The organism is Cysteiniphilum litorale, from assembly GCF_003428165.1.
Taxonomy (GTDB): domain Bacteria; phylum Pseudomonadota; class Gammaproteobacteria; order Francisellales; family Francisellaceae; genus Caedibacter; species Caedibacter litoralis.
The window spans coordinates 213,586-234,553 of the sequence record NZ_QLIQ01000001.1 but is presented as its reverse complement, the minus strand read 5'-3'; the positions used below and the strand labels follow the sequence as shown (position 1 = coordinate 234,553).

The 20,968-nt window shown below is 38.7% G+C and carries 19 protein-coding genes and 1 pseudogene; 17 read left to right on the top strand and 3 right to left on the bottom strand.

Features of this window, described 5'->3' with window-relative positions; translation table 11 throughout:
* Positions 1 to 4 precede the first annotated feature (4 nt).
* Positions 5 to 1,456, bottom strand: coding sequence for an APC family permease (locus DNJ75_RS01045; protein WP_224742252.1), 1,452 nt, complete (start codon positions 1,454 to 1,456; stop codon positions 5 to 7).
* Between the two features lie 211 nt (positions 1,457 to 1,667).
* Between DNJ75_RS01045 and DNJ75_RS01040 the strand changes: the two genes are divergently transcribed.
* The 9 genes from DNJ75_RS01040 (at position 1,668) to DNJ75_RS01000 (ending at position 12,513) form a co-directional block, all read left to right on the top strand.
* Complete coding sequence (locus tag DNJ75_RS01040; RefSeq protein ID WP_117001311.1) at positions 1,668 to 2,126, top strand: hypothetical protein; 459 nt, start codon at positions 1,668 to 1,670, stop codon at positions 2,124 to 2,126.
* A gap of 6 nt (positions 2,127 to 2,132) precedes the next feature.
* Positions 2,133 to 2,912, top strand: a complete 780-nt coding sequence (rlmB, locus tag DNJ75_RS01035; RefSeq protein ID WP_224742251.1) for a 23S rRNA (guanosine(2251)-2'-O)-methyltransferase RlmB — start codon at positions 2,133 to 2,135, stop codon at positions 2,910 to 2,912.
* 14 nt (positions 2,913 to 2,926) lie between these two features.
* Positions 2,927 to 3,427 (top strand): SEL1-like repeat protein, encoded by a 501-nt coding sequence (locus DNJ75_RS01030; protein ID WP_117001309.1) that lies wholly within the window; start codon positions 2,927 to 2,929, stop codon positions 3,425 to 3,427.
* Between the two features lie 5 nt (positions 3,428 to 3,432).
* Positions 3,433 to 4,107 (top strand): uracil-DNA glycosylase, encoded by a 675-nt coding sequence (gene ung, locus DNJ75_RS01025; protein WP_117001308.1) that lies wholly within the window; start codon positions 3,433 to 3,435, stop codon positions 4,105 to 4,107.
* A gap of 80 nt (positions 4,108 to 4,187) precedes the next feature.
* On the top strand, positions 4,188 to 4,703 hold the full coding sequence (def, locus tag DNJ75_RS01020) for a peptide deformylase (protein ID WP_117001307.1): 516 nt from the start codon (positions 4,188 to 4,190) through the stop codon (positions 4,701 to 4,703).
* 311 nt (positions 4,704 to 5,014) lie between these two features.
* Positions 5,015 to 5,443: a heavy metal-responsive transcriptional regulator gene (locus DNJ75_RS01015; protein WP_117001306.1), complete on the top strand. Its 429-nt coding sequence runs from the start codon at positions 5,015 to 5,017 to the stop codon at positions 5,441 to 5,443.
* Positions 5,433 to 7,691, top strand: a complete 2,259-nt coding sequence (locus DNJ75_RS01010; protein WP_224742250.1) for a heavy metal translocating P-type ATPase — start codon at positions 5,433 to 5,435, stop codon at positions 7,689 to 7,691. Before DNJ75_RS01015 ends, DNJ75_RS01010 begins: the two co-directional genes overlap by 11 nt.
* A 167-nt stretch (positions 7,692 to 7,858) precedes the next feature.
* Positions 7,859 to 9,397: an efflux RND transporter periplasmic adaptor subunit gene (locus DNJ75_RS01005; protein WP_117001305.1), complete on the top strand. Its 1,539-nt coding sequence runs from the start codon at positions 7,859 to 7,861 to the stop codon at positions 9,395 to 9,397.
* Positions 9,398 to 9,411: 14 nt separating this feature from the next.
* The gene (locus DNJ75_RS01000; RefSeq protein WP_117001304.1) at positions 9,412 to 12,513 is read left to right on the top strand and encodes an efflux RND transporter permease subunit; all 3,102 of its coding nucleotides are present in this window, start codon (positions 9,412 to 9,414) and stop codon (positions 12,511 to 12,513) included.
* 49 nt (positions 12,514 to 12,562) lie between these two features.
* Here DNJ75_RS01000 and DNJ75_RS00995 read toward each other — a convergent pair whose 3' ends face one another.
* A complete protein-coding gene (locus DNJ75_RS00995; RefSeq protein WP_117001303.1) occupies positions 12,563 to 13,165 on the bottom strand; it encodes a UPF0149 family protein in 603 nt (200 codons plus the stop codon).
* Between the two features lie 182 nt (positions 13,166 to 13,347).
* On the opposite strand from DNJ75_RS00995, the gene DNJ75_RS00990 reads away from it, so the two are divergent.
* The 6 genes from DNJ75_RS00990 to DNJ75_RS00965 all read left to right on the top strand — a co-directional run bounded on the left by DNJ75_RS00990 (position 13,348) and on the right by DNJ75_RS00965 (position 19,011).
* A complete protein-coding gene (locus tag DNJ75_RS00990; protein ID WP_170137159.1) occupies positions 13,348 to 13,989 on the top strand; it encodes a ParA family protein in 642 nt (213 codons plus the stop codon).
* Entirely contained in the window at positions 13,986 to 14,894 is a 909-nt protein-coding gene (locus DNJ75_RS00985) for a ParB/RepB/Spo0J family partition protein (RefSeq protein ID WP_117001301.1), read from the top strand. The genes DNJ75_RS00990 and DNJ75_RS00985 overlap by 4 nt, the downstream gene beginning before the upstream one ends.
* 25 nt (positions 14,895 to 14,919) lie before the next feature.
* Entirely contained in the window at positions 14,920 to 15,639 is a 720-nt protein-coding gene (locus DNJ75_RS00980) for a glutamine amidotransferase-related protein (RefSeq protein ID WP_117001300.1), read from the top strand.
* Positions 15,626 to 16,507, top strand: a complete 882-nt coding sequence (locus DNJ75_RS00975; RefSeq protein ID WP_117001299.1) for an SGNH/GDSL hydrolase family protein — start codon at positions 15,626 to 15,628, stop codon at positions 16,505 to 16,507. The genes DNJ75_RS00980 and DNJ75_RS00975 overlap by 14 nt, the downstream gene beginning before the upstream one ends.
* 218 nt (positions 16,508 to 16,725) lie before the next feature.
* On the top strand, positions 16,726 to 17,736 hold the full coding sequence (locus DNJ75_RS00970) for a glucokinase (RefSeq protein WP_117001298.1): 1,011 nt from the start codon (positions 16,726 to 16,728) through the stop codon (positions 17,734 to 17,736).
* 108 nt (positions 17,737 to 17,844) lie between these two features.
* Complete coding sequence (locus DNJ75_RS00965) at positions 17,845 to 19,011, top strand: acyl-CoA desaturase (protein ID WP_117001297.1); 1,167 nt, start codon at positions 17,845 to 17,847, stop codon at positions 19,009 to 19,011.
* Positions 19,012 to 19,067: 56 nt separating this feature from the next.
* Here DNJ75_RS00965 and DNJ75_RS00960 read toward each other — a convergent pair.
* Positions 19,068 to 19,607 (bottom strand): annotated as a pseudogene (locus tag DNJ75_RS00960) (SDR family oxidoreductase); the annotation flags it as partial.
* A 202-nt stretch (positions 19,608 to 19,809) separates the two neighbouring features.
* Between DNJ75_RS00960 and DNJ75_RS00955 the strand changes: the two are divergent.
* Together DNJ75_RS00955 and DNJ75_RS00950 are read left to right on the top strand one after the other, a co-directional pair.
* Entirely contained in the window at positions 19,810 to 20,340 is a 531-nt protein-coding gene (locus DNJ75_RS00955) for an MFS transporter (protein WP_117001295.1), read from the top strand.
* Positions 20,312 to 20,962 carry an MFS transporter gene (locus tag DNJ75_RS00950; protein WP_157968157.1) on the top strand — a complete coding sequence of 217 codons (651 nt, stop codon included), beginning with the start codon at positions 20,312 to 20,314 and terminating at the stop codon, positions 20,960 to 20,962. The genes DNJ75_RS00955 and DNJ75_RS00950 overlap by 29 nt, the downstream gene beginning before the upstream one ends.
* The last annotated feature ends 6 nt before the right edge of the window (positions 20,963 to 20,968 follow it).

Genomic DNA, 20,968 nt, shown 5'->3' with positions numbered 1-20,968 from the left:
ATCTTTATTTATTCAGTGAATGCCCTAATTTCGTCACAAAACGTTGACTGGTGACAATTAAAAAGAACACAATTGCCAAGATAATAGTGGCAATTGCTGAGCTTGCCACTAACATCAAAATCCACAAGAATATGACAAAACTCACTGCGAACCAGTTAAATCCACCTTGTTTTATTTGCAGTACAGCATAAATTGCCATCATTACAGTAACAGCAAGATTACTCAGTAAAAAGTCTTTTTCTGGTAGGGTGGCTAATAGCAACGCCAGTACAATAAAGACAAATAAAGTCATTATTTTGGTTGATAGTTTGCGGCTACCTAACACAGCTAGCGAAAGTGGCGCACCCATATAACCTAACACGTTAAAGGCAGTAGTAATTACCATTAACGATGCCCAGCTTGCGGAATTTAACAAAATAATAATGCCAATAATGAAGTTTAAAAATAATGAACGTTTAGACAAATGATGCACTGGACATAGCTTGGCAATCCAGCGTGGCATTTGCCCTTTTTCAGCCATCGCATAAAGCATTCTTGAGCAAGAGCCCATATAAGTTAAACCGGTAACAGATGGACTCACGATCGAATCAGCAATTAATAAAATGGTTAAGAAATTCAAACCAAGTAGCATGGTTAAGTTAACCAAAGGGCTTGAGAAATTAAGAGCCGCCCAACCTTTAGCAGCAACATCATGCGGCATTGCCGTCATGAAGGTAAATTGCAGTAGCATATATAAAGCTAGTGTGATAACCACGGAGATAATAATAGCCAATGGGATATTGCGCGTTGGGTTTTTAATCTCGCTGGCAAACGATGCAACCACTTGAAAGCCATTAAACGCATAGACAAGACCCGCACCAATCAGTGCAGTTTGAATTGAGCTTGCTGTATAGTGGTTAACCGCAAGATCAAGGTTCGTTGTATCAAAGTGTGCGGCTAATAAAACGATAATGGTTAGCGTTGGAATACTGATTTTAAAAACAGTTGAGATGTTGTTGACATAAGCTAATAGCTTAATGCCAAAGTAATTCACGATAAAGTAAATTGCCAAAATAATAATGGCAAATAGCTTGCCTGACCAAGTTAAACTTTCACCATGATATAAAGTCGTGAACTTGATAAATGGACTTAAATATTGTACGGTTGCTTGCGCTTCAGTTGGGATCATTGCTAATAATCCAAACCAGATGGCAAAAGCAAAGACCATGCCAAAATCTTTACCATGACTTAGTGATACGCATTTGGCATTTAAACCACGTTCAGGGAATAATGCGCAAAGTTTTGCAAAACATAACCCGACAATAATGGCGATAAAAGCCGCGCCTATCCATGCGATAAACGCGTAGTTTCCTGCTAATTGTGCATTTAATTGTGCGCTAAAAAGCCAACCAGAACCCACCATTGATGTCACTGGAATGGCGATGGCTGAAAATAATCCTACTTTATGTGCTTGCACTTGAGTAATCTCCCTAAAATTTTATGCCCTAGACGTCATTATCCTACCAGTCTTTGAATAAAATTCATTATAAATTTTGCTGATTTATTTAAATGTTGGTCATGTGCTAAATGCTTTCTTGAGTGATGGTGTAAAACGCCAAGAAAACGCTGCAAAAAATGCAGTGTTAAGTATATAATGCCTGACATATATCTTCATAAGCTAAGTAATTATGTCCAAAAATAAAGTCACTTTATCGAACAGGAAGCGTTTAAGTGAGCTGCAAAACGAACCTGTGAGAACCATTGCAGATGTCAGGCGTGAGCAGATTCAATCGATGCGTGAGATGCATATTATGCCTGAAGGTAAGCTTGAGCTCGCGATTGAGCAAATGGTCACGGATGTGGTGTTTGAGCTAAGTAATTTGTATCGCCAGTGGAGTCAACCGCTTGATTTTAATCGTTTTCGCTACAGCCCGAACGAGCGCAATAAAAAATTATTATCTGAGCTTAAGATGTTTTTGAATGAAATTGCAGATTGGTTGGTAACCAAAGGGTTTCGTGGTGAGGAATGTAAAGAAAAATGCCAAGAAATCGTCGATCGGATTACCCATGGGTTACATGTTGAAGGAATTCCGATCGGTCGCTTATATTTACGTGCGCCGAAAGGTCAAAGAAAAGAGAGTTTTTAATTAATTATGTCACTACTTTATGGAATACACGCGATCAAGGCGCGCCTTAAACTGCATGCCGATGGCATTAAAGTTATCTATTGTCTTAAAGGCAAAGACACCTCTCCAAGATTGGGTGAGTTAAAGTCATTGATGGCTAAGAAAAATATTGAGTTTGAGCTTGTCAATAAAGAGAAGTTTCAATCATTACTAGAGTCTCATGCCCTTGAAGATGTGGTACATCAAAATGTATTAGCAGCTTGCCAAAGCGATATTAAGCTGTATGAAGAAAGTGATTTATCTGATCTTGTCGCGAGCTCTTCAAAAACACCTTTTATTTTAATCCTTGATGGCGTTCAAGACCCGCATAATTTGGGTGCATGCATTAGAAGTGCCGAAGCTGCGGGGGTTGATTTTATCGTTTTCCCAAAAGATAACAGTGCGACGATCAATGCAACGGTTGAGAAGGTTGCCAGTGGTGCAGTAAGTAGCATGAAGCTTGTCTCGGTGACTAATCTCGCGCGTGCTATTGGTGTTTTAAAAGATGAAGGTATATGGGTTACAGGATTAGCAGGTGAAGCAGAGAGTCTGATCTATGACAGCGACTTTAGCGGTGCGATAGCGTTAGTGATGGGTGCTGAGGGTTCAGGTCTTCGTTTTGGTACGCGTAAGATGTGTGACTATCTAGCTAAACTGCCAATGCAGGGGCAAGTATCGAGTCTCAATGTCTCAGTTGCAGCAGGTGTTGCGATGTATGAAGTCGTGCGCCAGCGTCGTGAGCTATTGGCAGAAAACCTAAACGATTAAACTAGGAGATTGTTTTGAAATTAAAAAAATCAAAACCTATGCAGTGGGTTATTCTGGTCATTTTATTGTTTATCTTTGCGGGCATTATGGTAGATGCTCTGCATAGTCGTTATGAAAGTAAGCTGACGTTAAATACCTCACAACGTCAGGTTCAAGCCGATGCAAGTGCCTTGTTGTCTTCCATTAAATTGACAAGTGATGAGCCGCAAAATTATCAGCTGGGTTATCATAACTTTGAACAAGGCAACTGTCCTCTTGCTTATCAGCAGCTTTTGCCTTTTGCACGAAGTGCGGATACTAATGCCACTTTAGTGATTGGCTATATGTATGAGTTTGGCTGTGGAGTTGCCAAAGATATGAAAACAGCTAGTCTTTGGTATTATATTGGTGTACAACGCAATGCCTATAATAAATCACCGATGCTGCGTGGTTTGCATGCATATAATAGTGGTGATTATAGAATGGCAGCTGAGTGGTTTCGTATGGCCAGTGAGCTTAATGTCATCAGAGCATAACTAAGATGCAAGCAGATCTCTCATTGCTCTCATGGTCGGATGTGTTATCTGGTTATAAAAAAAGCACTGAATTTAAAGAAACATTGGCTTTTGTTGAAAGTGAACGATGCCAAGGAAAACAAATTTTTCCGCAAAAGGAAGATGTCTTTAATGCATTTAAATTATGTACATTTGAATCGCTAAAAGTTGTTATTCTCGGACAAGACCCTTATCACAATATCAATCAAGCTCATGGTTTGGCATTTTCAGTGCAGGCAGGTGTTAAACTACCGCCGTCGCTTATGAATATTTATAAAGAGTTGCACAATGATTTGAATGTTGATATTGCGAAAACAGGCGATTTAAGTGCTTGGGCAAAGCAGGGCGTGTTCTTACTCAATACCGTTTTAACGGTAGAGGCGCATCAAGCACATTCGCACGCCAATAAAGGCTGGGAGCAATTTACCGATCATGTGATTCGTCAGATCAGCCAATACAAAAGTCATGTTGTTTTTTTATTGTGGGGAGCTCCTGCGCAAAAAAAAGCACAGTTAATCGATCACGATAAACATTTTATTTTAAGATCGCCACATCCATCACCCTTGTCAGCGCATCGTGGCTTTTTTGGCTCAAAACACTTCTCACAAACAAATAATTACTTATTAGCGCATGATTTATTGCCAATTGATTGGAAAGTGTGACGCAAGTGGTTAAGCTCAAAAGCAATTTATGCTAGACTAACGCGCATATTATAGACTGTTATAAATGAAGCTTTACCAATATGGCAAAATTAACTGTATTAAAATACCCACATCCCTTTCTAAAGCAAAAGGCTGATCCAGTCGCTATTGATGCGATTAATAATGAGTTACGTCAAACGATTGCTGATATGTTTGAAACAATGTATGCCGAGCATGGTGGCGGCTTAGCTGCCACGCAAGTGGGACTCAACATGCGCTTATTTATTATGGATGGCTCTGAAAATAAAGATCAAAAAATCGTTGCCATTAACCCTGAAATCATCGAACGCAAGGGTGAAATTGATGACGAGGAAGGGTGTTTGTCATTCCCTGGCGTCTCAGCTAAAGTTAAGCGTGCTGAGTGGGTTAAAATGCGCGCTTTAAACGAGTTTGGCGAAGAATATGAAATGGAATGCGATGGCTATCATGGTCGCTGTATTCAACATGAAATTGATCACTTAGATGGAATTACTTACTTTGATCACTTATCAGCACTGAAGCGCAAGATGATTGAGAAGAAATATAAAAAATTGATGCAGGAAAATGCTGAGAGTTAAAATTGCATAGATAAGTACCTAAGCAATAGTTTATTGGTAATTTGTTAATCATGGATATTCGGGTCAAGCCCAAATATGACGACTCATGATCATTCTCGGACTTGATCCGAGAATCCAAAAAATTACCTGATAATATTTGCATAGCTACTTATGTCTATTAAGTACTCATTGCCTGTTCTCACCACTTTCAAAGTGCACTATTTTTGCTTAACTTAAATTTCTTAAAATATTTCAAACTAATTCATTGACCTTAACCCTAGGGTTAATCTTATATTGACTATACTAACGAAAGATAATCATCTGGAGACGTTATGAATATTGGTGAGCTTTCGCAGCAATTAGGGATTACAACGGTTACTTTAAGGCATTATGAAAAGATTGGTTTATTAAAGCCCAGGCGCAGTGTTAGTGGTTACCGACAATATGATCAATCGATCATTGATAAGATACGTTTTATTGAAAATGCCAAATATATTGGCTTTAGTTTGGCAGAAATTTCTGAGTTATTTGCGATTGAGGATAAAAATCTATCAAGCTCTGAGATTAAGCAAAGAGTTTGGCAAAAACTTGAAGATGTTAATGAGAAAATTGCACTATTAACACAGTTAAAGCAGCATCTCACAAAGCTTGAGCAATCTTGTGATGGCAAGGCGGCAAGCAAAGACTGTCCGATTTTAAAAGACCTTTATCAAAACAAAAAAATGGAAACAAGCGGCAAGGAGCAAAGTAATGATGAGTAATGCAAAAATAAATCAGTATGAGTTTGCATTGAAAAATGTCTCATGCATGAGCTGTGTTGGCAAGATTGAATCAGCGCTTGCTAAAACACCGGAAATTACAGAAGGGCGCGTTAATTTTGCTGATAGAACCCTTCATGTTGAAACGCATCTTAAAGCACTAGATATTATTCAATGTTTAAAGCAATTAGGTTATATCGCTGAAGAAATCACCGAAGCCTCAGAGAAAGCTACATTGGCTGAAAAACCTAAGCTATGGCAGAAGGTAATTATCCCTGGTGTTTTTGGCTTATTCTTAATGTTTTATGGTATGAGCTCATACTCGCCAGTAATTATGCCGCATAGCACTAATATATTTTGGCTTATTATGGCGCTGATTACACTTGTTATTATGGTTATATCAGCTGCACATTTATATAAATCAGCCTATAAAGCTTTTTTGCAGCATCACGCAACAATGGATACTCTGATTAGTTTAGGCACGATAGCCGCGTGGGTTTATTCAATAATTGTGATTATAACGCCAACAATAATCCCTGAAAATGCCAGACATAATTATCTTGAGGCAGCACTTATTATCATAGCACTGATTAATCTTGGCGCTTGGTTAGAGCAAAAGGCACGTGGTAAAACATCCGAAGCGATTAAACAGCTTATTGGTTTGCAACCTAAATTTGCCTATCGTATTAATGCTGATGGGCAAGAGGAGAAGGTTGCGATCGATCAGCTGAAACTGGGTGATGTAATTCGTGTTAAGCCTGGATCTAAAATTGCACTAGATGGTGAGATTATCGAGGGTAGCTCTTATGTTGATGAGTCGATGTTAACAGGTGAGCCCGTAGCCGTTGCAAAGTCAATGTCAGATAAGGTGTTTTCCGGTACTCTCAATAAAACAGGTAGTTTTAACTATCGTGTGACTAAACTTACTAAAGATACGATACTTTCGCAAATTATCGCATTGGTGAAACAAGCACAAAATACCAAGCCATCTATTGCGCGCTTTGCCGATACGGTATCAGGTTATTTTGTGCCTTTTGTTATATTATGTGCAATTGCAGCAGCACTTGTTTGGTTTAATTTAGGATTTGGTATTGGTTTTATGCTTGTCACAGGTATTACCGTACTTGTGATTGCATGTCCATGCGCACTAGGTTTGGCAACGCCAATTTCAATTATTGTGGGGATGGGTAAAGCCGCACAACTAGGCATTTTAATCAAAAATGGTGAAGCCTTACAAACTGCCAGTAAAATAACACACGTGGTGCTTGATAAAACCGGTACGATTACCAAAGGGCAACCTGAAGTTGTCGGTGTAACTTGTGTTGAGGGCATGAGTGAACAAGATTTATTAAAAATAGCGGCGAGTTTAGAGGCGCATTCTGAGCATCCATTGGCTGAGGCAATTGTCAAAAAAGTGTTAAACTCAGCAGAGTTATTACCCGTTAATAATTTCCAGAGTCATACCGGACTTGGTGTAACAGGAGATGTCGACAGTCAGAATATTATCATTGGTAATCATAAAATGATGGCAAGTCATGGCGTTGAAAATGTTGTGTTAGAAGCACTGGCGACAACTAAAAGCCATCAAGGTCAAACGGTAATATATGTAGCAATTAATAAGGTATTAAGTGGCACTATAGCCGTTGCTGATCCAGTTAAAGAGGATGCCAAAGAAGCTATTGATACATTCAAGCGCAATAACATCCAAATTACGATGATCACAGGCGATAATAAACAAACCGCACAAGCAATTGCTAAAACGCTTGGTATAGATAATGTCTTAGCCGAAAGTATGCCAGAGGATAAACTTAAGCATATCAAAGCCTTACAACAGAAAAATGAAACGGTTGCCATGGTTGGCGATGGGATTAATGACGCGCCTGCATTAGCACAAGCAGATGTGGGGTTTGCGATTGGTAATGGCACGGATATTGCGATAGAAAGTGCCGATATTACTTTGATGCGTAGTTCACTCATGGGTGTTCTTAATGCTATTTTAGTTTCACGCGCTACGATGAAGAATATCAAGCAAAACCTATTTGGTGCTTTTATCTACAATGGCTTGGGGATTCCAGTGGCAGCAGGGGTGCTATTCCCTGTTTTTGGTGTGCTTTTAAGTCCAATGATCGCAGCCGCCGCCATGGCGGCATCATCGTTAACCGTCGTGACCAACGCCAATCGATTACGATTTTTTAAAGTTACAAAAATTAAAAGAGTTGAAAATAACATAGTTCAAGGAGAAACGGCATGATTACGGTTATTGTGAATGTTCTATTAATCATTATAGCCATTTTTGTGGTGTATTGGTTTTGGCTGTCATAAGCTCCCCAAAGGGGTTTATCACTTTGATTGTCAGATGAATATGTATCAAGGCACAGTCGTTGTAGCGTAGTTAATAGTATGTTTGGAGGCGGATAAATGCAGAAAGAAATTACAAAAAATAAGCATGTAAAACTTAAAAATCTGGGGCTGATTGTTTTAGGCGGTGTGATTGGTTTTGCCATTTTTTATGCATTACCTTTAGATGAAAGTAAGCAAAGTAATAAAGGTAATGTGGATCAAAAAGCTGAAAAACCACTATATTGGGTGGCGCCAATGGATCCAAACTACAAAAGAGATCAGCCAGGAAAGTCGCCAATGGGGATGGATCTAGTCCCTGTTTATGCCGAGTCATCTACAGCAAATGGCGTGAAAATCTCACCTGAGGTGATGAACAACATTGGTGTGCAAGTTGAACCGGTGAAATATCGCAGCTTGCGTATTAATATTGATGCATTAGGTGTTATTAAAGAAAATGACAATTATGTTGAGCATGTGCATACCTATGAAAATGGATGGATACGTAAACTTCAAGTTGCTGAAGTTGGCAAAGAAGTAACCAAAGGGCAGCTAATAGCCCAGATCTATTCGCCAAAATTATTAGAGGCAGAACAGGAATTTGTGCTCGCGTTACAAAGCAAGCCTGCTACGACTAGTTCAGAGACATCTCAATATACTGATCAGACGGATTATATCAATGCGGCTAAGCTTAAACTTAGAGCATTAGGGATCTCGGATAAGCAGATAACGCGTATTGAAAAAAACAAAAAAGCCGATGTGCTTATTGATATTTATGCGCCAATTTCAGGTGTAGTTTCTGAGCTTGAAGCCAAAGAAGGCATGTATATCACACCAGATAAAAACATCATGTCTATTGTTGATTTAAGCACCGTATGGTTAAGTGCAGAAGTTTTCCCTAGTCAGGTGCAGTATCTTAATATCGGTGATGAAATTAGTGGCAAGATCAATGGTACTAACGAAATTTTCAAAGGCAAACTTACATTTATCTCACCAACAATTGATCCAGTGACTCGAACCGTGACAATTCGTGCAACACTCGATAATAAAGATCAGTTGCTTAAGCCAAATCTTTATATGGATGTTAGTATTTTATCGAAAAAACTAGATAAATCTTTAACGGTACCAAGCTCGGCAATTGTTCGTTTGAAAGATCTTAATTATGTGATTTTAGAAAATGGACAAGGTCAATTTAGCGCACAAGAAGTTAAATTAGGGCTTGAAGCAAATGGTTATACGCAAATTTTGGCAGGATTAACCACAAACGATAATATCGTTACCTCAAGCTTGTTTTTAATTGATTCAGAATCCAATGTTCAAGCAAGTCTGAAACGTCTTAATGTCAACCATCAGTCTCAAACAAAAATTGATAACATATCAAAACAATCAACCTTAAGTCTTTATCAAGGAATGGGGGTAGTGCAAAAAATAGATAAAGAAAAGCATGTCATCATCTTATCACATGAACCAATTAAGGCGCTTAATTGGCCTGCCATGACAATGCCTTTTAGTGTTTCAAATAAGGTGAGTTTAGATGAATTAAAGCCCTCTGAACGTATTCATTTTGAGTTTGAGAAACAAGCCAATGACTATGTGATTACTAAAATCTCAGTGCACTAAGGAAGGGGTGAGTTATGATAAAAAATATAATTTATTGGTCAATTAAAAACAGATTTTTAGTGATAGTTGCAACAATTGCACTAATTGTTGCAGGCATTTACGCTATTAAAACAACCTCTGTTGATGCAATTCCAGATCTTTCTGATGTGCAAGTCATTGTTAAAACCAATTACCCAGGGCAAGCACCTCAAGTTGTTGAAGACCAAGTAACCTACCCATTGTCAACGGCAATGCTATCAGTGCCTGGTGCGCAGAGCGTGCGTGGCTACTCATTCTTTGGAGATTCATATGTCTATATTATTTTCAAAGATGGCACGGATCCTTATTGGGCGCGCTCACGTGTTTTAGAAATTTTAAGTCAGGTTTCAAACAAGTTACCGGCTTCTGCAAAAAGTGCCTTGGGGCCAGATGCCACAGGGGTTGGCTGGATTTATCAATATGCCTTGGTTGATCGATCACACAGTATGGATATTTCAAAGCTAACGAGCTTACAAAATTGGTTTTTAAAGTACGAGTTACAGACTGTACCAGGTGTTTCAGAGGTTGCAACCGTTGGTGGTATGGTGAAACAATATCAAATCACTTTAAACCCTAATGCTATTCGTGCCTATAACCTAAATTTAAATAAAATCAAGCAAGCGATTGTTGATGCTAATCAGGAAGTAGGTGGTTCAGTGCTTGAGATGGCGGAAGCTGAATATATGGTTAGAACCAATGGCTATCTGAAAAATTCACAATCGATCAAAGATATTCCCGTTGGTGTCATGCAAAATGGTACGGCAATACTGCTTAAAGATATTGCAACGATTAATATAGGTCCTGAAATGCGTCGGGGTGTTGCTGACTTAAATGGAGAAGGCGATAGTGTTGGTGGTATCATTGTGATGCGTGATGGTGAAAATGCATTGGCAACCATTAAGGCGGTTAAAGCTAAGCTACAATCTTTACAAAAAAGCCTCCCTCTTGGGGTTGAAGTTGTTGAAACCTATGATAGATCCACGCTTATTCATAATGCGATTGATAATTTAAGTGATAAATTGATCGAAGAGTTGATTATTGTACTGCTAGTTTGTCTGGTATTTTTGTTTCATATTCGCTCTTCATTGGTGGTAGTAATCAGCTTGCCGATTGGCATATTATGCGCATTTATTATTATGCGTCTTCAAGGGATCAATGCAAATATCATGTCTCTCGGAGGGATTGCCATCGCTATTGGTGCGATGGTGGACGCTGCTATTGTGATGATTGAGAATGTCCATAAACACTTTGAAAGGAATGTTGTAACCAAAGATAATCGTTGGCAATTAATTGGTAAAGCCACTGCTGAAGTCGGTCCACCTATTTTCTTTTCATTATTAATTATTACTTTAAGCTTCTTGCCCGTATTTGCTTTGCAAGCACAAGAGGGCAAGCTTTTTTCGCCCTTAGCCTATACTAAAACTTATGCCATGGCAGCGGCAGCTGGTCTTTCAATTACACTAGTGCCGGTACTGATGGGCTATCTAATTCGTGGTAAGATCGTGTCAGAGCATAAAAACCCAATAAACCGTATCCTAATGGCAGCTTATAAGCCATTTTTAAATGGGGTGCTTAAGTTTCCAAAAACAACGATATTGGCGTGCTTAATCATTGTGGCAATAACGCTTTATCCGTTAAAGCATATTGGTTATGAGTTTATGCCTGATATGAACGAAGGAGACTTGATGTATATGCCGACACTTGTCCCTGGTGTTTCGATTGGTAAAGCTGAGCAAGTGTTGCAGCAAACAGATCGTTTGATTAAAACAGTTCCTGAGGTTAAAACGGTTTTTGGCAAGATTGGTCGCGCGCAAACGGCAACCGATCCTGCCCCTTTAACCATGATTGAAGCAGTGATTCAGTTTAAGCCTAAGTCACAATGGCGCAAAGGCATGACATTTGAAAAGATCAAACAAGAACTTGATCAGGCGGTTAAGATCCCAGGTGTGACTAATGCATGGGTGATGCCGATTCGTACACGTATTGATATGTTATCAACGGGGATTAAAACACCAATTGGTATCAAAATCTCAGGTGATAATTTAGCAGAAATTCAAGTTTTAGGTAGCAAGATTGAGAAGCTGTTAAATCAATTGCCTAACACTACATCCGTTTATGCTGATCGTTCGGAAGGTGGACGTTATATCAATATTGATATCAATCGCAAAAAGGCGGCGAACTATGGGCTTTCCATTGCTGAAATTCAATCGCTCATCTCAATGGCAGTAGGGGGGATGAATATCACGGAAACTGTCGAAGGGTTAGAGCGATATCCTGTCAATCTAAGATTTCCACAATATGATAGAGACTCTTTAGAGAAACTCAAAGCATTACCGATTGTGACAGCAACGGGTGCACATATTGCTTTATCAGAAGTTGCTGATATTTATATCGATAAAGGCGCGCCGATGATTAAAAGTGAGAACGGACGTTTAACAGGACTCGTGTTGGTTGATATCAAAGGCGATGTTGGCAGTTATATACATGAAGCACAAGCGCTATTAGATCAAAAACTATCGTTACCAACTGGATATGCACTCAGTTTTTCAGGGCAATATGAATATATGCAGCGCGCTAATCAACAACTTTTAAAAGTTGTTCCCATTGCTGTGGCAATTATTTTATTGTTATTGTATTTAAGCTTCCGACGCGTCGCTGATGTCTTAATGATTGTATTGACTTTGCCACTATCTATCGTTGGTGGGATTTGGTTAATCTATCTTTTAAATTATAATTTGTCGGTAGCTGTAGGCGTTGGTTTTATCGCATTAGCTGGCGTTGCCGTTGAAATTGGTGTGCTGATGCTGGTTTATATGAATCAAACGATACAATCTCTTAATAGAGAAACATTGTCTGAAGATGATATTAAACGCGCCATTATTGAAGGAGCCTTATTGCGCGTGCGCCCAATCACAATGACGGTGGCGACGATTATTATTGGCTTGATTCCTATTATGTTTGCAACAGGAACTGGATCAGAAGTTATGCAGCGTATTGCAACACCAATGGTCGGTGGCATGATTAGTGCGACCATTTTAGCGCTATTGCTACTGCCGGCTGTGTACTATGTTTATCAAAAAAGGCGTTTGTTAAAGTAAGATGATTATCCCGTCGACTTAATATGACAATAGATACGTTTATTAGTTACTATTTGGCATTTGGGTTACTGCAAATTAATGCATACAACTGAATGATTAAATCAGTGAGTCTCTCTAGTGACTTATTACGTTGATCCAATGACAGATGCTCAAAATCGCAATCATCATCAAATCCTAAAATATCGTCAATCACGGCTTCGATTTGCGGATTTAATATCCAAGCATCTACGAAGTACTCAAAGCCACGTTCAAAGCCATCAAGCCATAGATCAATCGCAGGCAATGCTTGACCATTATGCATTTCGTGATAAACAAGTGGTTCAAACTCAGTCAGCTCATTGGCAAATGCTTTTTTGACACGGCTGTGTTCAGCAATTAACAGTTTAATCAGTTTTTCTTTTTCTGCTTCAGATTTAAATTGAGGTGGTGCATCTTCTTGCCAAACACCTTCTAACCAATCTTCATGATCTATCATATCAGGGCAAAGCAATACGGCTGTGAGATATCCATCTAACATAGATAACGAGAAAATATGTTCATCTTTATCAAAATTATCGGCAGGCTCTGGATATAAATTAAGAAGCAGATCATCGAGCTCATTGGCTTTATTTGAATCGAATTTAGTGGGTTTGCTTGAGGCTTTGTTATGCATAATGCATCCTTGTTTTTTGTTATTGGGTCAAACTTGGAGGAGAGTATAGTCAAACTGAGCCGGTGAATCAAAATAAACACTAAGCTGCATACGGAATAAAGCAAAAAAGCCATGGCAGAAAGGCTGTAAAATGCTTGATGAGTGTTATATACTGGCACAAGCATTAAACGTAACTTAATCAGTTGAAGATGAAGACAGCAAAAGTAATTGCCCTTTTACAACAAAAAGGTGGCTCTGGTAAGACAACAACCGCAATGAATATTTATGGTGGACTTAAGGAATTAGGTCATTCTGTATTAGTTATTGATATGGATAAAGACAAGCCAGATGCTTGGTCATGGGCAGCTAAAAATGAAGACTCGGCTGATAATGTTATTCAAGTGGATGAAAAGCATGCCAGAGAGGCAATTGCAGAAGTCAAATCAAAGGTCGATTATATTGTTATTGATACGCCACCGAATTTCCAAACAGCTGCCTTAAAGGCTGCTTTATTGGCAGATTTAGTGATCATCCCAGCAGCGCCCAGTGGCATGGATTTATCAGGGCTTCTTGAAGCAAAAGATCTGGCGTTAACTGCTGATCGCCCTTATAAGCTACTGGCTAATCGCGTCGTTAAAGGCTCAAACATGTCGCGCAGCTTGCTTAATGTGCTAGAAGAAGAAGGTAAATCATTTAGCACGTTTATTCCACAAAGTGTTAAGTTTGTCGAAGCTGAAGCTTCTGGTATGTATATTGGTGATTACGCGCCTGAGAGCAATGTGCATGTTCAAGTCAGAAGATTAGCTAAGGAAATTGTGGCTTCATTCTCAGGAGTAACTGCATGAGTGCCAAAATATCCTTAGCCAATAGAAAAAGGGTGCATGAATTGGGGAGCACAGATGGCAGCGCTGATAATAAAAAGGAAGCGCTACTGGCACTTAAGCTTAAAACTTTAAATGAACATGCAGCACAATCAGGTGGGTTGCTTAATATCAATTTAAATGAATTAATGCCTGACCCAAATCAGCCGCGTAAAATCTTTAGAAATATTGACACTTTAGCGCAGAGTATTGCGCAAAAGGGTATTATTCAACCGATTATTGTAACGCCTAAAAAGGATGATGGTTTTTATCATATTATCGCTGGTGAGCGTAGGTTTAGAGCGGCAAAAGAGCTTAAGCTTGAAAGTGTGCCATGTATTTTGCGTGATGAAGCGGACAATGATATTTTAATTATTCAATTGCTTGAGAATGAGCAACGTGAAAAAGTTTCTCCCTTTGAAGAAGCGGATGCTTTAACTGAGCTTGTGATGAAACGCAAAGTGAACAAAGCAGAAGTTGCTGAATCTTTAGGGCGTGAACCAAGCTGGGTATCGATGCGCTTAAAACTTGCCAAATCATCACAAGCAATTCGTCTGTTAAGTCAAGATGGTTTGATTGATGATGTGCGTACACTGTATGAATTAAAAAAGCTTGAGGATGAATTACCGCAAGTTGCTAATCAATTTGTGCAAAAAGTGCGCGAGAATAAAATTCATGGCGCTTATCGCCAAGCAATTAAGCGTGCTAAAGAAACATGGTATAAGAAACAAGATAAGCTTGACGACAAAGAAAGCTCAATTCATATTGAAGAGATCTTGAATTTAGATGATGGGGTAATTGGCTTTAAAGCAGATAAAGAACACGCCAGTAAACTCTATACCTTCAAGTTATCAAAAGCAGCGTTAATGCAGCTCAAAGAGATGATTTAAAGAGTTGGGGTTCAAAGAGGTCTTAATGAAAATAGCCTTACTGCAAGCTGATCATATTCCGGCATATCGCCACTGTGTTTCAGGGGGCAATTACCCTGATATGTTTGCCAATCTTTTTTTGAAAGTCTCAACAATTGTCGATATTGATGTTTTTGATGTGACCGTTGGTGAATACCCAAAGGATATCAATCATTATGACAAGTTTATTATTACCGGCAGCAAAGCAACATCATTTGAACGTTTGCCATGGGTCTGTGTTCTGGAAAATTACATAAAGACACTGTTTAGTTTACACAAAAAAATGATTGGTATTTGCTTTGGTCATCAAATCCTAGCGCAAGCCTTAGGCGGACGGGTTGAACGCTCTGTTAAGGGATGGGGTGTTGGTGTGCAGTGTATTAAAATACTGGAAAGACAAGCTTGGATGTGTCCGTTTCACGATCATTTGAGCTTGGCTTTTTATCATCAAGATCAAGTGCTTGAGCTGCCGCAAAATGCCACTTTGATTGCCACAAACACCTTTTGTCCTGTGCAGATGTTTGTGATTGATAATTTAGTGTGGGGAATGCAAGCACATCCAGAGATGTTGCGTGCGCATAATCATTTATTAATAAAAGAGCAAAAAGAAGCATTATCACATTGCTTTGAGTCGGGCATAGATAGCTTGAGAATGCGTGATCACGGCAGGGTGGTTGCGCAATGGATGGTTAATTTTTTTGAAGGAGCTAACGATGACTGTTGGTAGTATTGTAGTATTTGGCGATAGCCTACAAGATAATGGCAATCTAATTAAAACACTGGAGATTCCAGGGGTGCCTTATGATCGTGGACGTTTTAGCGATGGATTAGTTGCTTGTGAGTATCTTGGCAAGATGCTCAAAGAAAAGCAGCAAACAACAGTGGATATTAAAGTAAATAATTATGCTATAGGTGGCGCATGCACCACCGGTAAAAATCCAAAATCATTATTAACAACGCATTCTTTTTCAGTACAAAATCAGATTGATCGTTATGTTGCACGACAAGGGCGCTTTACCGATGATGCACTTATTATGCTAAATGGTGGTGGTAATAACTTTTTATTTGCTGTGCATAATGAAAAACCTTTTTTAAATTTTCCAGCAGTTTATCGCGTTGCCAGTGATTTACTTTCTAGTATTGATCGCGTGATTAAGCTTGGTGCCAAGAGGATTGTTGTGTGGAATGTGCCGGATGTGACTGTCGCACCTGCTTATGATGTAACACCTTTTCCAAAACCGATAGTTATTTGGCTTAAGAAATATATCAAGCGTAATATCATCAAGCAAAATAAGCAGCTTGAAATCGGTGTTAATAGACTTAAGGAAAAATATCCTTTCGTACAGATTCATTTATTTGATGCCTATGCTTTATTGCACGAAGCCTTAGAAACTCCTATGGCATTTGGTTTTGATAATGCGACGGAAGCTTGTATTAGAAGCTTTGGTGGTGTTGATGGCAATGGTGAAATCCAAACAGATATTCCCATTGAGCATGATCCACAGACACATTTATTTTGGGATTATGTTCACCCAACAACCAAAGCACAAAAAATGCTTGCTGAGAAAATATTTGACTTACTACATCCGTTGTAGTGAATTATTAACTGAAGTTACGTATTTTATGAAAAATATGATTTTATAAACACCCCGTCAGCCTACGGCTGCCACCCCTCTTGCAAAGAGGGGAATTAGACAACAGTGATTTTATTCCCCTCTTTGCAAGAGGGGTGCTGAGCTTGCAAGGCGGGGTATTGTGGTAACTCTAGAGTGTTAACCATGATTTAATTTGTTAAATAACAAGGACAAACAAGATGATCGTATTAGCTGGTGATGTTGGTGGAACCAATACACGTTTGCAGTTGACTGAGTGTAAAGACAAAAAGTCAAAAGTATTATTTGCCAAGAAGTATTTAGCCGTTGATTTTAAAAGCTTATCCGCCATTATTGAGAAGTTTCTTGCTGAATCGGCGATTGATAAGGCGTTGATTAAAGCTGCTTGCATTGCTGTGGCAGGTCCTGTTAAAAATGGTGCGATTGAATTTACCAATCTACCGTGGGGACTTACCGAAACTGAATTAGCTGAAGTATTAACGCTTGATATTAGTAAGGTTAAGTTGATCAATGATTTTGCCTCAATTGGCTATGGTTTAGATTCGATAGAGACTAAAGACTTAGTCTGTCTACAACAGGCACCAATTGATCAAAATGCACCTGTTGCAATGGTTGGAGCAGGTACAGGCATTGGTATGGGAATCGTTACTAAGCATGATAACAAGACCTTTGTTTACCCAAGCGAAGGAGGGCATCAAGATTTTGCACCTGTTGATGATGAACAGATTGGCTTGTTTCAATTCTTAAAGAAGAAGCTTCATCGTGTGTCCATCGAGCGTATTTGTTGCGGTCCTGGTCTTGTTAATATTTATAAATATGTCGTAGCTAACCCTTTATATAATCAACCAGAGTCACCTGAATTAAGACGTGATATGCATAAAGGTGGCGATCAAGCACAATTGATTACGCAATATGCCGTTGAGAAGGGTGATCCGATGTCATTAAGAGCCGTCGATATCTTTATTCGAGTTTATGGCGCAGTTGCTGGAAATATGGCGCTAGCCACTTTGCCAAAACGTGGGCTTTATATTGTTGGCGGCATTGCGCCAAAGCTTATTAAGCAAATGCAAGATGGCCGCTTTATGAAAAACTTCCATGATAAAGGACGTATGACGGGGTTAATGAAAGAGATTCCGGTTTTTGTCGTGATGGATACCGATGTGGGTATTAAAGGGGCAAGTGCATTTGCCTTGTCATTGTGCGAAAAATAATCCTAGTATTTTTAGAGATTTGCGATAAGATGAGCAGTGGAAATTTATTTTTCTCTTTGCGTTTTCGCATTTTTGTTTTTTGCTGAATTAACTTAGAAAAGGATACGTATGCAAAACAATGTAGAAAAACGGCCACTGGATATGAAAAGTGTGCTGATTTTAACGTTAACACCGATTGCGGCATTAATATTTATTCCTTATTATGCCGTAACTTATGGCTTTTCCTTAGCTGACTGGCTTTGGTTTGCCTTTTTTATGATAGCAACTGGTTTGTCGATTACTGCAGGCTATCATCGCTTGTGGTCACATCGTGCTTATAAAGCAAAAGCACCCCTTAAGATCTTTTTCATGCTATTTGGTGCGGCAGCTTTGCAAAATAGTATTATCAAATGGTCATCGGATCATCGTAAACATCACCGTCATGTTGATGATAAGGAGTTAGACCCTTATGCAGCAACCAAAGGCTTTTGGTATAGTCATTTCACTTGGATGCTAAGAGAATTACCAAGAAAAGTGAGTAAAATTGAAAACGTAAATGATCTTGAGAAAGATAAGATCGTGGCTTTTCAACATAAATACTATGTGCCGTTAGCTATTTTTATGTGTGTATTATTGCCAATGCTTATTGGAGCTACCTATGGCAGTATCGGTGGATGTTTGTTATTAGCAGGTCTACTACGCTTAGTGCTTAATCATCATTTTACATTTTTTATTAATTCACTGGCGCATGTTTGGGGTAAACAGAAATACTCTGATGAAAATACCGCACGTGATAATCCTATTTTGTCATTAGTAACTTATGGCGAGGGCTATCATAACTATCATCACAAGTATGCTGGTGACTATCGCAATGGTGTTAAATGGTATGACTTTGATCCTTCTAAATGGATTATTTTTAGCGCATCAAGAATCGGTTGGGCATATGATCTAAAAACCACACCAAAGCCCGTGATTGAAGCAGCACGCGCGTCGATGCAATTGAAACATGCACAAAACAAGCTTAAAGATAAGCGTTATATCAAGCTAGTTGTTGATTTTGAACAGCGCTTAGAGACTCAGTATAAATTGCTTTTCGATAGCATTAAAGATTGGGCAAAAGCCAAACAAGCTTGTTTGCAAGCAAAGAAAGATAAACTGTCTTCAACACAAGTTATCCAGTTAAAAGAGCGTTACAAAGAGCTAAAGCGTAAATTCAAAACTGAACGCAAGGTATGGCGTGTTATGGCTTATTCTTCAGCTAAACTTGCCAAGTCACAAAATGGACGTGCTGCTTAAGGTTAAAGTCAGATAACCACCCCTCCACAAATCACTTTGTGATGGGTATATATCAATTAAGGTTGTTGTTTTGTTGCCGCAATAACAATTTCGCGAATGCAAACATTTTGCGGCTGCCCATAAGCATAAATAACGGCATTAGCAACATCATCAGCAGATAGAACGCCACCCATATCATCTTTCCACGCTTCATAACCAGCTTTTATCTCTGATGATGAAGTATGACCTAATAGTTCAGTTTCAGCAGCACCCGGTGCTACGGTAATCACTCGAACATTATATTCTGCAACTTCTTCTCGTACATTCTCACTAATGGCGTGAACGGCAAATTTAGTACCACAATAAGCCGCATGATTAGGAAAAGTTTTTCTTCCGGCAATTGAGCTTATATTAATGATTGTCCCTTCATTACGCTGTTTCATATCAGAAAGAACAATCTGCATACCATTAAGTAGGGCATTGACGTTAACATCAAGCATTCTCGAAAATTCACTCGCATTTTGACTATCAATCTGACCAAGTAGCATTACACCTGCATTATTAATCAAACAGTCAGTTTTACCAAATTTTTGCTCAGCATCTCTTACGGCTTTTTCACCTGTGATTGAGACCCGTGATTCTATGAAAGTATGATAGAATTAATTTAACATAATATATATTATGCGAAGTTATATAATCATAGTAAAAACAACAGCCTTATAATAAGCTTCATGCATTTATGCTTGTGATCATCTTGTTAATTCAACCAAAGTAACTATCATCTTTTATTATGCAAACTGACCTTATTATTTAATCATCATGGATAAATCCAAGACGCTGATAGCGCTTTTACTTTGTACGCCAATATTTGGTATTGGCATTGATCTTTACACACCTTCATTGCCACATATGAGTGCCTATTTTAATAGCACGGCAGCAGCAACTAAATTAAGCATTAGTTTATTTATGCTCGGTGCATTTATTGGCATGATTGTTTTTGGTACCATCGCTGATGCTTTGGGACGGCGCAAAATTGTCTTATGGAGTTTGGCACTTAATATGGTATTTAATATTGCTATTGCATTATCACCGTCAATGTCATGGGTTATTATTTTTCGTTTTATCACGGGTATTTGTGCAGGCAGTGTATCATCGATGAATCGTGCGCAAGCCACCGATATCTTTAGCGTGCAAGAAATGAAAAAAGTATCTTCATCAATGACGATTGCGTGGGGTCTTGGACCGATTTTAGCTCCCTTTACAAGAGTATATTTCATGGAAAGCAAGCTTTGTATTTCTCGCATTCTATTCCTTTATTCTCATGGCGTTTGTTTATCGTTATGTGCCTGAAACTCACGTACACAAACACAAATTAAGTCTATCTAAAGTGTTTGCTAATTATAAGCTTGTCTTAAGCTGTCAGCAGTTTTTAGGCGCTATTTTACAAAGTGGCGTGCTGTATATGCTGCTGCTTTATTTTGGGATTATTGGCAGCTTTTATATCCAAGAAATATTACATTATTCTGCCGCAATATTTGGTTATATTTCGTTATTTATTGGTATCGCTTATTTTGCCGGAACGATCGTCAGACGCCTATTAAGCTTTGTTGATGATAAAATTCTAATGAATGTCTCATTTGCCATTTTGCTTATGAGTAATGTTGTATTCCTTATTATGAGTTTTGTCTTTAGCCAAAGCCTTAGCATACTACTTATTAATATCTTTATCGCCTGCTTTCTTACCGGTATCTTATATCCTATTTACTTGAGTAAAACCTTAAGCTTATTTCCACAATTAGGTGGTACTGCAGGTGCCATTACCGGTGCTGCAGTGATGTTGATTATTAGTGTAATGACCTCCATTGCCAGTCTTTTTCGCATCCATACGCTAACAGAGTTTGTTGTGCTTTATCTTGTAACGGTTGTTATTGTCGTCATTATTCAAATGCTAACAAGCACAAAAAAATCTTAAAATTGG

Excerpts from the sequence above, each read along its gene's own strand:
- DNJ75_RS00995 (WP_117001303.1), bottom strand. The coding sequence starts at position 13,165 with ATGCATAACAAAGCCTCAAGCAAACCCACTAAATTCGATTCAAATAAA.
- DNJ75_RS00980 (WP_117001300.1), top strand. The coding sequence starts at position 14,920 with ATGAAAATAGCCTTACTGCAAGCTGATCATATTCCGGCATATCGCCAC.
- DNJ75_RS01005 (WP_117001305.1), top strand. The coding sequence starts at position 7,859 with ATGCAGAAAGAAATTACAAAAAATAAGCATGTAAAACTTAAAAATCTG.
- DNJ75_RS00950 (WP_157968157.1), top strand. The coding sequence starts at position 20,312 with ATGGCGTTTGTTTATCGTTATGTGCCTGAAACTCACGTACACAAACAC.
- DNJ75_RS00955 (WP_117001295.1), top strand. The coding sequence starts at position 19,810 with ATGGATAAATCCAAGACGCTGATAGCGCTTTTACTTTGTACGCCAATA.
- DNJ75_RS01015 (WP_117001306.1), top strand. The coding sequence starts at position 5,015 with ATGAATATTGGTGAGCTTTCGCAGCAATTAGGGATTACAACGGTTACT.
- DNJ75_RS00970 (WP_117001298.1), top strand. The coding sequence starts at position 16,726 with ATGATCGTATTAGCTGGTGATGTTGGTGGAACCAATACACGTTTGCAG.
- DNJ75_RS01040 (WP_117001311.1), top strand. The coding sequence starts at position 1,668 with ATGTCCAAAAATAAAGTCACTTTATCGAACAGGAAGCGTTTAAGTGAG.
- DNJ75_RS00975 (WP_117001299.1), top strand. The coding sequence starts at position 15,626 with ATGACTGTTGGTAGTATTGTAGTATTTGGCGATAGCCTACAAGATAAT.
- DNJ75_RS01010 (WP_224742250.1), top strand. The coding sequence starts at position 5,433 with ATGATGAGTAATGCAAAAATAAATCAGTATGAGTTTGCATTGAAAAAT.
- rlmB (WP_224742251.1), top strand. The coding sequence starts at position 2,133 with ATGTCACTACTTTATGGAATACACGCGATCAAGGCGCGCCTTAAACTG.
- DNJ75_RS01000 (WP_117001304.1), top strand. The coding sequence starts at position 9,412 with ATGATAAAAAATATAATTTATTGGTCAATTAAAAACAGATTTTTAGTG.
- DNJ75_RS00985 (WP_117001301.1), top strand. The coding sequence starts at position 13,986 with ATGAGTGCCAAAATATCCTTAGCCAATAGAAAAAGGGTGCATGAATTG.
- def (WP_117001307.1), top strand. The coding sequence starts at position 4,188 with ATGGCAAAATTAACTGTATTAAAATACCCACATCCCTTTCTAAAGCAA.
- DNJ75_RS00965 (WP_117001297.1), top strand. The coding sequence starts at position 17,845 with ATGCAAAACAATGTAGAAAAACGGCCACTGGATATGAAAAGTGTGCTG.
- ung (WP_117001308.1), top strand. The coding sequence starts at position 3,433 with ATGCAAGCAGATCTCTCATTGCTCTCATGGTCGGATGTGTTATCTGGT.